Annotated in this window: 15 protein-coding genes; 8 read left to right on the plus strand and 7 right to left on the minus strand. The window is 42.7% G+C overall.

Features of this window, described 5'->3' with window-relative positions:
• The 4 genes from F6K49_RS28275 to F6K49_RS28290 form a co-directional block, all read left to right on the plus strand.
• Positions 1-868, plus strand: an 868-nt coding sequence (locus tag F6K49_RS28275; RefSeq protein ID WP_293101922.1) for an RAD55 family ATPase, incomplete at its 5' end; no start/stop codon positions are given.
• Positions 869-1,395: 527 nt separating this feature from the next.
• Positions 1,396-2,592: a GNAT family N-acetyltransferase gene (locus F6K49_RS28280; RefSeq protein WP_293101925.1), complete on the plus strand. Its 1,197-nt coding sequence runs from the start codon at positions 1,396-1,398 to the stop codon at positions 2,590-2,592.
• 294 nt (positions 2,593-2,886) lie between these two features.
• Positions 2,887-3,351, plus strand: coding sequence for a GIY-YIG nuclease family protein (locus tag F6K49_RS28285; RefSeq protein ID WP_293025295.1), 465 nt, complete (start codon positions 2,887-2,889; stop codon positions 3,349-3,351).
• A gap of 135 nt (positions 3,352-3,486) precedes the next feature.
• Positions 3,487-4,065, plus strand: coding sequence for a PspC domain-containing protein (locus F6K49_RS28290; protein WP_293063791.1), 579 nt, complete (start codon positions 3,487-3,489; stop codon positions 4,063-4,065).
• Between the two features lie 135 nt (positions 4,066-4,200).
• Here F6K49_RS28290 and F6K49_RS28295 read toward each other — a convergent pair whose 3' ends face one another.
• On the minus strand, positions 4,201-4,923 hold the full coding sequence (locus tag F6K49_RS28295; protein WP_293025297.1) for a TPM domain-containing protein: 723 nt from the start codon (positions 4,921-4,923) through the stop codon (positions 4,201-4,203).
• Between the two features lie 97 nt (positions 4,924-5,020).
• Between F6K49_RS28295 and F6K49_RS28300 the strand changes: the two genes are divergently transcribed.
• Positions 5,021-5,812, plus strand: coding sequence for a Uma2 family endonuclease (locus F6K49_RS28300; RefSeq protein ID WP_366514240.1), 792 nt, complete (start codon positions 5,021-5,023; stop codon positions 5,810-5,812).
• Positions 5,813-5,904: 92 nt separating this feature from the next.
• Here the strand turns inward: F6K49_RS28300 and F6K49_RS28305 are convergent, their stop codons facing one another.
• The 4 genes from F6K49_RS28305 to F6K49_RS28320 form a co-directional block, all read right to left on the minus strand.
• Complete coding sequence (locus F6K49_RS28305; RefSeq protein WP_293101928.1) at positions 5,905-8,163, minus strand: PBP1A family penicillin-binding protein; 2,259 nt, start codon at positions 8,161-8,163, stop codon at positions 5,905-5,907.
• Between the two features lie 112 nt (positions 8,164-8,275).
• The gene (locus F6K49_RS28310; RefSeq protein ID WP_293063797.1) at positions 8,276-8,728 is read right to left on the minus strand and encodes a DNA-binding protein; all 453 of its coding nucleotides are present in this window, start codon (positions 8,726-8,728) and stop codon (positions 8,276-8,278) included.
• Positions 8,729-8,818: 90 nt separating this feature from the next.
• Positions 8,819-8,986: a hypothetical protein gene (locus F6K49_RS28315; RefSeq protein WP_293101933.1), complete on the minus strand. Its 168-nt coding sequence runs from the start codon at positions 8,984-8,986 to the stop codon at positions 8,819-8,821.
• Positions 8,987-9,161: 175 nt separating this feature from the next.
• Positions 9,162-9,284, minus strand: a complete 123-nt coding sequence (locus F6K49_RS28320) for a hypothetical protein (RefSeq protein ID WP_293025304.1) — start codon at positions 9,282-9,284, stop codon at positions 9,162-9,164.
• A 242-nt stretch (positions 9,285-9,526) separates the two neighbouring features.
• Here F6K49_RS28320 and F6K49_RS28325 point away from each other — a divergent pair, with 242 nt between their 5' ends.
• From F6K49_RS28325 to F6K49_RS28335, 3 genes are all read left to right on the plus strand, one after another.
• A complete protein-coding gene (locus tag F6K49_RS28325; RefSeq protein WP_293025306.1) occupies positions 9,527-10,243 on the plus strand; it encodes a VCBS repeat-containing protein in 717 nt (238 codons plus the stop codon).
• A gap of 507 nt (positions 10,244-10,750) precedes the next feature.
• The gene (locus F6K49_RS28330) at positions 10,751-10,930 is read left to right on the plus strand and encodes a hypothetical protein (RefSeq protein WP_293025308.1); all 180 of its coding nucleotides are present in this window, start codon (positions 10,751-10,753) and stop codon (positions 10,928-10,930) included.
• Positions 10,931-11,349: 419 nt separating this feature from the next.
• Positions 11,350-11,847: a hypothetical protein gene (locus F6K49_RS28335; RefSeq protein WP_293101936.1), complete on the plus strand. Its 498-nt coding sequence runs from the start codon at positions 11,350-11,352 to the stop codon at positions 11,845-11,847.
• Between the two features lie 398 nt (positions 11,848-12,245).
• On the opposite strand, the gene F6K49_RS28340 is transcribed toward F6K49_RS28335, so the two are convergent.
• Positions 12,246-12,698 (minus strand): DNA-binding protein, encoded by a 453-nt coding sequence (locus tag F6K49_RS28340; protein ID WP_293039293.1) that lies wholly within the window; start codon positions 12,696-12,698, stop codon positions 12,246-12,248.
• Between the two features lie 8 nt (positions 12,699-12,706).
• On the minus strand, positions 12,707-12,862 hold the full coding sequence (locus tag F6K49_RS28345; RefSeq protein ID WP_293101939.1) for a hypothetical protein: 156 nt from the start codon (positions 12,860-12,862) through the stop codon (positions 12,707-12,709).
• Positions 12,863-12,974 lie beyond the last annotated feature (112 nt).

Genomic DNA, 12,974 nt, shown 5'->3' on the forward strand with positions numbered 1-12,974 from the left:
ATCTGACCATGTCTGTGGTTCTCACCGCATGGCAATCACAGAAAACGGTATTGAGATATTGTACAGTGCCAGCCAAATATCTCCCCCCTCAACCACCGAATCATTAAAATTTATTGAGGATGCTCCCTATTTAGTGTTTGGGTCACTCGAAAAATTGCTCCCAAGCCAAATCCCCTATAACACCGCTTTCTTGGTGGAGGGCGCTCCCGGACTGGGTAAGAGTACCCTAGCCTATCAGTTTTTGCTCTCAGGCTTGCATCGCCAAGAATCAGTGCTATATATTAGTGCCGATATTCCCAGACAACAAGTTTATCAAACCCTCCCAAGTTGGGGATTGCTCCCTGACCCCTACCTGGAAACAGGGCAGTTGGTGATCCTCGATACCTTTAGTCCCATGGTAGAGACATTGCCAACAACCTCTGTACACCTGAATCTGAATGACCCGGAGATGCTTTTGCTCAGGATTGCCCAACAGCTCGAGCAGATGCCTAAACCCTGTAGAGTAATCTTTGACTCCCTCACGCCTCTATTAATCAGCTGCACCCCTAGAGAATTTATTAAGCTGGTCTACCGCAAAAATCGCCAACTCCGTCAGCCTGATGTGGCAGTGTTAGATATTTTTGCTCAGGACGGAATCGAAAAAAGCGATCTCTACAATTTACTGAACCTTTATGATGTCGTAGTAGACCTTTATTCACCTGACTGGGATGAAATGAATCGCGGAGAAGACATTGGCTACAAAAATTGGCTGCGAATTAGTAAAATTCGTGGCGCTAAGGCAGATCAGCGTCCCTACCCTTACAGTATCTCCCCCACTAAGGGGATTGTGATTGATAGCACGGATAGACCTTGTTCACTCCAATCCTGATATTTTATCTCAAGTCACCCGACAGAACAAATTAGATGGCGGATGTAGATTAATGTAGATTGTGGCAGTTGTGGCTAACACCACAACAGAGGGCTAATTCATCCCTAACCTAAGAGGATGAGGGTATTCTTCCTCCTCTCAAACTCTCCCCTTTCGATAAATCCAGTTCATTTGAGTACTTTTCCACTGCCATTCACAACTAGGGTTCTGTCCATTTAAAGCCAGATGGGAGGACAAAGGCATACATGCATAGCTTGGAGGATTCGAGTACATCTACCAAGGGTGTCTATGGTGTGAAGTTAGTTTAACTTAAACTAAGAGACGGGATATCTGGTCATATCTCGGCTGGTCAATTCCTTAATTTATCAAAGCTAACCTGAAGTTTAATACTTGAAGTTGCCGGTGGAAACCTTAAGGCTCAAGGTAACAAACATTCCAGTTTTTCAGTAATTGATCCCAGGAATTGTTTCAGACTTCAGACTTTAGATTTTCCAAATCTCAAGTTCCCCTAATCCTAGATTACCCCAATGGTTCAACAACCCAAGCTTGACTATTCCGTTATCTGGGTCAACCGCATGGCAGATATTCCCCAATCCCCTTGGGATGACCTTGCCCAACCCCTAAAAACCCCTTTTTTGGAGTGGGAGTGGTTGAATAATATTGAAACATCTGGTAGTGCTACTGCTAAAACCGGTTGGTTGCCCAATCACCTAACGGTCTGGCGAGATAGACAGCTGATCGCTGCTGCACCTATGTATGTCAAAGGTCACAGTTACGGAGAGTTTGTCTTTGACCAACAGTGGGCGGATTTGTCCTACCGCTTGGGCATTTCCTACTATCCAAAGTTGTTGGGTATGACACCATTTACCCCAGCGGTAGGCTATCGGTTTTTAATGGCACCAGGAGAAGATGAAGATCAGCTGACACAGATCATGGTAAGTGCTATCGATCATTTTTGCGATCGCAATCATCTGTCTGGTTGTCACTTCCTCTTTGTTGACCCCGATTGGCGACCAGTAATTGAACGCAATGGTTTTAAGGGCTGGCTACATCACAGCTATATTTGGCAAAACCAAGGCTTTAGTAGTTTTGAGGATTACCTAAAGGTCTTTAATGCCAATCAACGCCGCAATATTAAACGAGAACGTAAGGCTGTAGCCAAAGCAGGTCTAACCCTGAAAATCTTAACGGGGAATGACATTGAAAAATCCTTGTTTCCCTTAATCTACAGCTTCTACAGCAGCACCTGCGATAAATTTATGTGGGGTAGCAAATATCTCACGCGCCAGTTTTTTAAGCAATTGTATCCTAAATACAGTCAGCGAGTGGTACTAATTGCTGCTTACCAGGAGGAGGATGACCAAAAACCAGTGGGAATGTCCTTTTGTATAAATAAGGGCAATCATTTGTATGGTCGTTATTGGGGCTGTTTTGAAGAATTTGACTGCCTACATTTTGAAGCCTGTTACTATGCACCGATTGAGTGGGCAATCGGCCAGGGCATCACCATGTTTGACCCTGGTGCTGGTGGGCGTCACAAGAAGCGTCGTGGATTCCCAGCAACTGCTAACTATAGTGTTCATCGATTCTATGATAAACGCTTTGACCGGATTTTTCAAAACTATATCGATGAGGTTAACTTAATGGAACTTGAGGAAATTGAGGCTATTAATCAAGATTTGCCCTTTACCAAACGGGAAATTAATTTTCAGCTTCCGGATTAATTAGGAGATGCACGAGTATTTTGAATAAACGCGCCTTTTGCACAAAGCACAGATCACAGGGTAAACGCATCTTATTTTGAAATGCCTAGTGGATATGAGATTCATAGGATAAGTATTTATGCTTATGAATTTTCAAATATCTTCTGAGTAAGGCTTCTAGAATTTAGATGCGTTTGCCCTGGCACAGATCAGATTTCCCAGATGTGGCTTGACACAAGGTCATGGAGTGTGGTAATATAACGACTTCGTAGCAGACAAATCAGGTATTGCTAAGCCGAACTACAACAATAATGAATGAGTAATTTTCGCCAATGCTCACCCTATGACTTGCTAGCTCTGGCTGTGGATGAAGCGTCGGAGGGAAGACACGCCGCCGCATTGCGTTATATGACCATGGCCGTAGAGCGTTCTAAGCTTCCAGAATACGCTAGTGACGCTCAAACCTTTATTCGGTTGCACAAAGCCACAGGGACTTTAGTACAAAGCTGCCTATCCAGCTCTGACGAAGACAATCCAGCTAGGCTTTTCTTTATCTTAGACAAGGGACGCAATGCGATTCGGATTGGTTACACTACTAACCCCAATGGTAAGATTAGAGGGCTTGAAACTAAGAGTGTAACCACTTTAGAACTAATAAAAATTATCCCAGGAAGTGCTAAGATGGAAACAGAATTTCACAGAAAGTTCCAACATCTTAGGATTTCTGGGGAATGGTTTGATGCGACTCCAGAAGTGATGAGATATATATCATCTCTTTGAGACTATTAACCCCACAGGAGCTTCACATCTTTCCCGATCTGGGAGAGATTGGGCTAGCATAGGAGTAGTTCTTCACCAAGGGTGCTAACACCAAGGGCTCTAAGGCTGTGGTTTTAGCATGCCATTAACTCTGGCATGATTTACCTTCCTTTACTCCTGTTGTTATTTTTCATTGGACCAGCACTAGCTGCCATTCCTGTCCGTCGTTCTGTTACACTTTCGCAACACACGGATCTGATCGCAGGTTGTATTCTCTACGGTATTCTACCACTTTTGCTCACTTTTGGCGGAGTCCAATTGGCACTGTTCTTTGGCTGTGAATCTGTTGGAATGGGAACAATGTCATTTACTTGTCCGCAACAGCCTTGGCTTGGGAATATTATTTCGTTCATGACTTTTGCTTATGGGTTTGCCATCTTTACAATTCCCTCCGCATTTGTGGGTACTGTGGGATTGGTGATTACCTTAGTAAAGCGTTTTAAAAAGTCAGAAGATCAGATTTCAGGGAGCACAAGAAACCGGTTTACGAGGAGCAGACGCCATAAGGTAATTGCAGGGGTTTGTGGAGCCATTGCTCAACGGTTTAGGATTTCAGTTCTGGCTGTACGGATTGTAACGGTCGCCCTTTCGATTGCTATGCCCATTATTTTCCTGCTACTCTATTTCTGGATCTGGTTAGCATTTCCCTTGTCCTCTTCCACGGACAATACTTAATTACAGAATTCAACTACTACGAAGTCATCAACAAAAGATTTAATGGTAATAGGCAAACATCTAAATCATTGCCCATTACCAATTTAACCAATTTATGAGTTTTAAAAAAAACTCGCTGTTCGCTTACCTGATACTTTAGGAAAAACCTTGGTAGAAAAAGTAGGTAACCATCGGCACAACTGTAGCAACAACCAAGATCACTACAACCCAAAGGGTAGCATTGCTCTCTTGAGTTTCTTCTGCACTCTTAAAGTTGCCAGCAATGTTGATTTCTTCTTCAACTACAGGAGGACCGGGATCTGGTTCGCCAGATAAAACAGCTACTATGCGATCGCTTACATCTAAGAAACCCTGATTATACTTGTTACCATCCCGCAGCGGCACCTGTAGGGTTTCAGAAGCCACACTTTCAGCAATGTCATCGGACATAATTTCCTTAACGGCATTGCCAGTAACGATAGCACTGTTATTGGTGACAGTATTCAGCACTATCAAGGTTTGATTAGCTTGGTCTTCTGGAGTATTATACCATTTTTCAAACAACCCTTGGGCAAAAGTTGCTGCTGTTTCACCATAATCTAGGCCATGGACAGTGACCAGTCTAACTTGATTGCCTGTTGCTTTCGCTAAATCCTCTAAGGATTGAGTCAACTTGCCTTCTGTAAAGCGAGACAGAACCTCTGACTTGTCAATTACCCAAGTTGGTTCTCCAGCGCTAACATTAGGCATTTGATAGACATTGATGGCATTGGCTGGTGCTGCAATTATTCCGCTTGCTAACAAGATAGCTAAAAGAGGGATAATTAGGGATTTTATGTATTTGCGTTGGTTGTGTAGTTGGTTGAGGAGCTGTTTCATAAAAAACCTGACAACAAAGCAAAATTGGCTTTTCCCCAAAATACTATAGAACTGCCAATCAACCTAATCTTATTTATGGCCAAGATAATGGTACTTCGTGAAACTGCTAACATGTCACCAGTCAGGTCTAGCCAATGGAACCATGTTAAACTATGACCCGTTACAATACCTTCCGAGTTCAGAAGAATTACCCTCTTCTGATGAAACCCCTGTGGATAATGAACTGCAAGATACCATCCCTCACTTATTGAAATCGATTTTATCGATAATCTGGTCAGAGCGCAGGGATTGGTTTTTTGGTATAGATATGGGATACTATTACCATCCCAAACAGTCAGCGATAGTGCCTGATGGCTTCCTAAGTTTAGGAGTACAGAGATGGAAAACTCGCCCTAAAGGTCGTCAGGGACGTTTAAGTTATGTACTTTGGGAAGAAAATGGTGTTGTCCCAATTCTCGCGATCGAGATTGTCTCTCAAACCTATAACGGCGAGTATGACCAGAAAAAATTAGACTATGCTGACTTAGGGTTATTATATTACGTTATTTATGATAGCGATAACTTTCAACCTCGAAAAGGGGATAGCTTTGAAGTGCATCGCTTGGTAGATGGAGTGTATGTGCGTCAACCAGGTAATCCGGTCTGGATGCCAGAAATTGGTTTGGGCATAGGCACAGCAGAAGGAACCTATCTTGATTGGACAAGGGAGTGGTTGTATTGGTATGACCAAAATTCCAGACGGTATCCCTCCGAAAATGAGAGAACTCAACAGGCTGAGCAACGGGCTAATCAAGCTCAACAAGCTGCTAATCAAGCTCAACAAGAGCTTGAAGCTTTGAAGGCTCGACTGCAACAAATGGGAATCAATCCTGATCAGCTTTTGGATTGATCACCTTTGATACCAAGTTGCGGTCAAAGCAACAACTTTCTCTTCTCCCAATCTCCCCATCTCCCCATCTCCCCATCCAACCAATTTCGGTATCAACTCTGTTTCTCTACCACCTGACCCATATACATCCCCCACAACTGGGCAGCTTGGCTACTACTGCCACTAGTAGGAGAATTATTATCATTACCTAACCAAATCCCTGTAACGATCTGATGCTTGGGAATAAAACCGATAAACCACAAGTCTACATTTTTATCAGTAGTACCGGTTTTTCCCCCTTCTCCTTGACCAATCCGAGCACTGCGACCGGTGCCACTAGTGACTACACCCTGAAGCATTTCTGTCATGGTGTTGGCTACCGCTGGTGAAACCGCTTGCTTGTTGATAGTTGGCTGATCAGCGAAGTTGTAGATTACTCGACAGGTTTGGTAGTCTTGGTTATCGGTGCAATCACTACTGTCGAGAATTCTGACAATACCATGGGGACGATACCACAGACCTTGATTTGCGATCGCACCATAGGCTCCAGTCATTTCTAACAGAGTAACCTCACTTTGACCTAAGGCTAAACCAAACACAGGCTCGAGTTTTGAGCTAATACCCAACCGTTGCGCCAGCCGTACTACTCTATCTAAACCAGCATCTTGAGCTACTCTGATCGCTACTGCATTTTCCGATTGAGCCAGACCAGCATACATATCAATATTAGTAGCATCTCCAGACCGCTCACAACGTCTAATCCGTTTAATCCCAGAGCAGGAGTAGGTTTTGCTTGGTAAAATCCCTTTTTCTAAGGCAGCAGCATAGGCAAAGAGTTTAAAGGTTGAGCCTGGTTGACGCTTGGCTTGGATAACCCGATTAAACTGGCTTTTTTGGTAATCGGCACCTCCAACCATGGCTAGAATCTCGCCATTACTGGTATTGAGGCTTGCGATCGCTCCCTGGGAAAATCCTAAGCGGCTACCAGTATTTTTGACATAGTCCCGTAGAGCTGCTTCAGCTTTGGCCTGAGACTCGGTATCTACAGTAGTTTCTACAATAAAATTACCTTCCTTAGCCAACTCTTTGCCCAGTAACCTCCTCAATTGCTGGAAAACGTAGTTATAGAAATAGGGTGCCTTGGTGCTAGAAAGAATTTGTCGGGCTTTCGGGCTAACTTCAATCCGCGATCGCCTAGCTCGATTAGCTTCTTCTCGACTAATCATTCCCAAAGCGTGCATCCGGTCAATCACCCGATTCCGTAATTGTAATGAGGTATCATAATTCTGGATCGGGTTATAGCTATTGGGTGCTGGCAAACTTGCCACCAGAGTTGCGGCTTCTTGGATATTCAGATTAGCTGCTGATTTGTCGAAATAAAATTGAGCAGCATCTTCAAAACCAAATGCTTCTATACCCAAGTAAACTCGGTTTAAGTAAGCCTTTAAGATCGCGTCCTTACTGTAAACTGTCTCTAACTTCAGGGCAATAATTGCTTCCCGCACTTTCCGGTCTGCGGTATTGGCTCGACCGACATACTCCGGAAATAGGCTTCGTGCTACCTGCTGAGTGATGGTACTAGCACCTTCGCGAATGCCTCCCCCTTGAAGATTCCTGACCACAGCTCGCATAATCCCATAGGGGTCTACTCCAAAGTGCCAGTAAAAGCGGCTGTCTTCTGAAGCAATCACTGCTTTCGGCAAATATGGGGAAAAATCCGATAACCTCCTCAGTTCTCGGTGAGCATCGGTCCTGGGTTGCCGTAGGGGGATTTGGTCACGAGAGTAAACAATCACAGGACCTGTGACTCCCTCGGGCAATGGCCTGACTGATGGTGCTTTCAGGGTTTCAAATCCAATTAGTAATACCACTAAAGCAATTAAGCCACCGATGCCATAGAGAAAGTAACGAATTCCTTGGATATACCAGGGGGGAGGATAGACGTACTGTAGCTCAACTGATGCCGCTAGTTCCGGTGGGCCAATGGTAAGGGTGTCTCCGTGATACAGAACCAAGGAGGAAAGTCGGCGTCTGCCACGATAGATACCATTGGTAGAGTTTTGGTCTTTTATGATAAACCTACGCCCACGCCTACCATACCGTTCTAGGGAGAGATGAACTTGACTGACTACTGGGTTGCGAACGATGATGTCACAGGATTTGGAACTGCGCCCGAGTACGTAACGGTCCCCAACCAGGGGATAGACATCGGATTTGTTGGTATTAGCGTCTTGCACCCAAAGTTCCGGCACTCTAGCATTAGGCTTTAGTGCTACTGCTTGAAGATTGACCTTCGCATGAATGGTCTGTACTACCTGAGTTAGCTGACTAAGTATGGTTTTTGGTGGTTTGGAGGGTGGTTGAGAACTCATGGTTGTCAGCGATAAGCGATTCTTGGGTGCTTATTGAACCATTCTAATCGCTCTAGCAATCAGCTCTTTTTCCCTGTTCCCGATTCCCGATTCCCGATTCCCGATTCCCGATTCAGGGACTAGCGGGAAAACTTCCACCAATAAAGTGAATATCACTAAAGGTTTCGATCCACAAACGAGCGCCACAATCTAGTGGATTATCGGGATTATAGACAATCTTACATGGACCAAGGATTTCCACTTCGTTGCCGTAGAGATTAGTGCCACTTCGTTTTACTGAAATCACTGGCTTGCGGTCTTTGGGGCTTTTCTTGATATTCGAGCCAATGTGATTACGGTTGACATTAATCTTGGCTAATGCGGGAGGACGACTAGTGCGCCATTTCCCTTTTGGTCCACGAGACCCTTTGGTAATTTGTGGCAAATGGTTGAACAGAGGAATAATCCAGAATTTCCCAGTTTTATAGGCACCCCGCACCCGACCCTTCTCTAGGAGTTGGCGCAATCGTCGAGAAGAAATGCCTAATAGAGATGCCGCTTCAGTAGTTCCAACGCACTTGTTCATGGAGTGTTTTTTAACTCTTCCTATAATACTAGTTTAAGAGATAAAAAGAAAATTGGCAACTTCTTTTTTAGGGAATAGGGATGAAAGTAGCTAAAGTGTGGTGAGTGTGGAGAGGGTGGGGGGCAAGTCAAGTGCTGTGGTGTCCACTATTAGCGAATCCGTCAATACCGGAATAGTTAGGAAATCGGGAATCGGTAATTGGGAATGCGATCGCATATAACTGTCCTCGGGAATGCGATCGCAAATAGTTAATCTCAACTTCGGAACAAACGGAAGAGTTTTGCCTAGAGTCAGTCTTGTCTGCGTTAGCTAAGCGGGACGAAGTCCATCGCTTAGCGTGACCAAACGCGATGGACTTCGTCCCGCTTTCAGCGAACGCGTGGCCTTTTGGCCAAGGTCAATCGCGGCTATGGGATTGGCAGGTTAGAAATTTTCAGTGTCGAGTATGGATGGATGGTGTGAGGTGGGGATGCCAACTGAGTGCGTTCGCGTAACGTGACCATTCGCTTAGCGTGGCCTTTTGGTCAAGGTCAATCCCATTCGTTTCTGCAGACACTAAAATTCCCCACGAGCAATTCTTTACAAAACTTTATATTAAATTGTAGAAAAATTGGATTTTCGGAGTGATTAATAAAGTGAGTGTTGTCAAGAAAGCGTAATACTCTTAACCAACTATCCATACTTCATTTTGTAGTATGGATAGTTACTGAGCCAAAACAGTTTCCACAACGTTTTCTATTGTTAACAACTTTTTTTGCAAGACAACTCAAATACTAGCTTTGTAAAAGGAGTATTCTTATGACCCTTTTTGCGACAAAGAAACTTGCGATCAATAGTTTTAGTCCTTTAAAGGGGGGATGGACTAACTTTAATACCTATCCCCGCCAGTTAGGTGATGTGAATGGGGACGGTCGGGATGATATTGTTGGTTTTGGTCATACCTTTGTTTATGTATCCCTAGGTCAAAGCGATGGTACCTTTGCTTCCCCATCAATAGCCCTAGACAGTTTTACAGTCGATCGAGGGAGATGGACTGATTTTGATACCTATCCCCGCCAGTTAGGTGATGTGAATGGGGACGGTCGGGATGATATTGTTGGTTTTGGTCATACCTTTGTTTATGTATCCCTAGGTCAAAGCGATGGTACCTTTGCTTCCCCATCAATAGCCCTAGACAGTTTTACAGTCGATCGAGGGAGATGGACTGATTTTGATACCTATCCCCGCCAGTTAGGTGATGTCAATGGAGACGGTCGGGATGATATTGTTGGTTTTGGTCATACCTTTGTTTTTGTATCCCTGGGTCAAAGCGATGGTACCTTTGCTCCCCCATCAATAGTCATGGAAGATTTTACAGTCGATCGAGGGGGATGGACTAATTTTGATACCTATCCCCGGCAGCTAGGTGATGTCAATGGGGACGGTCAGGCTGATATTGTTGGTTTTGCTAATAATGGTACCTATGTAGCTTTAGCGAACAATCCGGGAGTTGACCCCTTACTCAGTATATTCTAGACTGAGAACTATTAATTTCATAAATTAGTCAATATAAAACAAAGCGATGGTTTTTCCGTGGCATATAGCGTTTATAAATGAGTTGTAAAAAACTATTACCATTTTATCCGTTACTAAAAATCCCTATATAGTTTATTAACTCTCGCCTTTGGCATTTTGTATTTTGGATTTTAGTAATGCATTCTGTTCACAAATCAAATGTAAATGTTATATACCACCCTCTTACTTTCAGTAGTGATACATTCCTTCAAACAGATCTGGCTCTGGTTGAAATTGTAGGGTGCATCTCACTTTTGCTGTTTGACCCGGTGGGTGTAACGGGCATCTTGCTCGTTACAATTTTCGGACGGACTGTCCCAATACTGGCTACCGGTAAAATCAGGGGGAGCCCGTCCCTAAGGCACCCTACGCAACTTTTTTAGAAATATGAGATGCACCCAAATGGTATTTGATTGGAAGTAGGGATGTTGCTAGGTAAAATAGCAATATTCCTTACTACTGACATCAATGGCTCGCTCAAAATACACTCTCGAAGCAGTAGCAGATATTCTTGCAGCCATCAGAGAGTCTAGATTAGACCGTGTTGGATATCATTCAGGGAGTATTTTTGGTGCGACTTATTATACTGGGCAAACTAAATACCTGGAGTTTTTAGAGCAAATATCGAAAAACCTATCAGGGGGATAAGTAATAAAACTGAATTATCCTAGACTGATTATAGTAAATGAGTAGTTTAAATCAGCGATTACCCCTTAAATAGCAAGGGATTCAATAAACTAAAAATATATTTTTATTAAAATTACTCAAAACCTTACTTAGTAAGGGATATGGCGATTATTTTATACTAATTTACTATAGCCACCCTAGGAGAGCCTTGATTCTTGCATTTCCCCTGCAACAAAAAGCCTATTACAAAACCATAAAAAATCAAGTTTTCGCTAAAAATTAAATGATCAAAAAATGCGATTAATCAGGATTTTTTAATTATAAAATTGGTAGTTAATTAATAATGAAAAATATTTTTTAAAAAAAAATAATAAGTAAAATGAACAACATTTTTTCAATTATTTATTGGCAAGATAATAACTGAAAAAATAGGTGTATTAATGGTAACATCCATGATTGGTTTAGTTGCTTTTTCAGCTGACAAAATTGTCGAACATATTAAACTTGCAGCTAATCGAGCTGACCAACAAATTTCAAATTATAATGAGCTGGCAACTGACCTTTCTGATTACATATTTTTTACCGAAGTATTGGTTAAATTCTATAGCCAAGGATGGACTACAAAATCATCACTTAATAAAATCGTACCACGATATAATAATGCAATTATAAAACTGCGCAAACGAGAGTATGTTAATTTAGCTTTAGTTCATAGATTATGGGGCAAAAAATCAGCAAATGAGTTTACAGAAATAATGAGTTTAGTCAAGCGTATCGACGCTTTAGTTCATGAACTTAATACCGAAGCAGGAGCTGTCGATAGTGGAAAAAAAGAAAAAGTAGACCCGGCAGTCGCCAAAGCAATAATAGATAATATTAAACCTTTATTTAAGGCTTTAGAATCAAAAGTACCTTTATTCTTAATAAAGCTTTACTAAGCTATATTTGAATAGGTTAATCGTCTGTTTTTAAGCAAAGCAAAAAACGTCAATACTCGATGGTAGTGGCTGGGGTATCGATTCGTGGGATGCGAAGTTGGAGGAACGTTCCCAAGTCAAATATACTTATTCCTTATTACTGACTACTGACATCAATCGAGATATCGCTCAAAATACACTCCATAACGAGTAAATTATATTCTTGCAGCCATCAAAAAGTATTTATTAGACCATATTGGATATCATGCTGGGTTATTTCTGGCGCAAGTTATTACTCATGGCAAACTGATACCCCAAGTTTCCAGAGTAAATAAAACAGGCTAAGCATCAATCTTCAATTGCTGGAATGCCCAATAATTAAATTGATCATTTTGAATAGTCCCAAAGCGTTGACCCCCTCAGCGACTAGCAGGAGAACTTCCACCAATGAAGTGAATATCACTAAAAGTTTCAATCCACAAACGAGCACCACAATCCAGTGGATTATCTGGATTATAAACAATCTTACAAGGCCCAAGGATTTCCACTTCGTTGCCGTAGAGATTGGTACCACTTCGTTTTACTGAAATCACTGGCTTGCGGTCTTTGGGGCTTTTCTTGATATTCGAGCCAATGTGATTACGGTTGACATTAATCTTGGCTAATGCGGGAGGACGACTAGTGCGCCATTTCCCTTTTGGTCCACGAGACCCTTTGGTAATTTGTGGCAAATGGTTGAACAGAGGAATAATCCAGAATTTCCCAGTTTTATAAGCACCCCGGACGCGACCCTTCTCTAGGAGTTGGCGCAATCGTCGAGAAGAAATTCCTAATAGAGATGCCGCTTCAGTAGTTCCAACGCACTTGTTCATTAGTGGACTTAATTTTTAACTCTTCCTATAATACTATTATAAGGGATAAAGAAAAAATTGGCAACTTTAGGGAGTCGGGAGTCGGGAATCGGGAATCGGGAAGAAACGGAAGAGTTTAGGGTGTGGTAGGGAAATGCGATCGCTTCGCGGCTCCAAAGGAGCATTGTTTGGCCTGTCCTAAGAATCCCTTAAGGTAGCTTGAGTCCACGCAGCGGCTAGCTACCATCACACATAGTCACTTACAAAATTAATTAATTAATGGTTGGGGAAACAGGA

Source organism: Moorena sp. SIO3I6 (assembly GCF_010672095.1).

Coding starts and splice junctions, on each gene's coding strand:
- F6K49_RS28280 (WP_293101925.1), top strand. CDS start 1,396: ATGGTTCAACAACCCAAGCTTGACTATTCCGTTATCTGGGTCAACCGC.
- F6K49_RS28285 (WP_293025295.1), top strand. CDS start 2,887: ATGAGTAATTTTCGCCAATGCTCACCCTATGACTTGCTAGCTCTGGCT.
- F6K49_RS28290 (WP_293063791.1), top strand. CDS start 3,487: ATGATTTACCTTCCTTTACTCCTGTTGTTATTTTTCATTGGACCAGCA.
- F6K49_RS28295 (WP_293025297.1), bottom strand. CDS start 4,923: ATGAAACAGCTCCTCAACCAACTACACAACCAACGCAAATACATAAAA.
- F6K49_RS28305 (WP_293101928.1), bottom strand. CDS start 8,163: ATGAGTTCTCAACCACCCTCCAAACCACCAAAAACCATACTTAGTCAG.
- F6K49_RS28310 (WP_293063797.1), bottom strand. CDS start 8,728: ATGAACAAGTGCGTTGGAACTACTGAAGCGGCATCTCTATTAGGCATT.
- F6K49_RS28325 (WP_293025306.1), top strand. CDS start 9,527: ATGACCCTTTTTGCGACAAAGAAACTTGCGATCAATAGTTTTAGTCCT.
- F6K49_RS28330 (WP_293025308.1), top strand. CDS start 10,751: ATGGCTCGCTCAAAATACACTCTCGAAGCAGTAGCAGATATTCTTGCA.
- F6K49_RS28335 (WP_293101936.1), top strand. CDS start 11,350: ATGGTAACATCCATGATTGGTTTAGTTGCTTTTTCAGCTGACAAAATT.
- F6K49_RS28340 (WP_293039293.1), bottom strand. CDS start 12,698: ATGAACAAGTGCGTTGGAACTACTGAAGCGGCATCTCTATTAGGAATT.
- F6K49_RS28345 (WP_293101939.1), bottom strand. CDS start 12,862: ATGCTCCTTTGGAGCCGCGAAGCGATCGCATTTCCCTACCACACCCTA.